The organism is Haloarcula sp. Atlit-47R (assembly GCF_003665985.1).
Classification (GTDB): Archaea; Halobacteriota; Halobacteria; order Halobacteriales; family Haloarculaceae; genus Haloarcula; species Haloarcula taiwanensis.
Map to the genome: position 1 here is coordinate 1 of NZ_QPLQ01000063.1, position 462 is coordinate 462.

Annotated in this window: 1 protein-coding gene; it reads left to right on the forward strand. The window is 56.9% G+C overall.

What is annotated here, in order from left to right; all coding sequences use genetic code 11:
• Nucleotides 1–462 (forward strand): hypothetical protein (locus DVK00_RS21500; RefSeq protein ID WP_158598839.1); only part of this gene is annotated, 462 nt, incomplete at both ends.

Consider the following 462-nt stretch of genomic DNA (forward strand, 5'->3'; position numbering starts at 1 on the left):
CCCTCGAAGCAGTTGACGCAAGCCTCACCACTGACCCACGGAGTGACTTCCCGGCGACCGCCTACAACACGTACCGCGACCAATCTCTTAGCGCATCATATTGGCAAGAAGACGCGCGCGAAGACGCAGATGACGCGGCCGCCGTGATTCGCAACGAGCTCCGTGTTACCCTCAAATCAGAAGCAAAAGACGCAGCGATCGATACGGTGGTCGAATACGCGGACCGCGGACTCAAGACGGCGACCGGCTTCAGCGGGATCGGGACCGCACTCACAGTCATTGACATTGCGTATAAATCCGACAAATTTGCCAGTTCGCTTGGCCCAGGCATTCAAAAACAGGCTATTGCGATCCACGTTGACCCTGGCACGGAATCGTATGATGACCTACGTGTGAAGCTTGCTGAACTCGAGCAGAACTCGGTGGCCTACAAGCAGGCGAAACAACGTGGCAACACCGCGG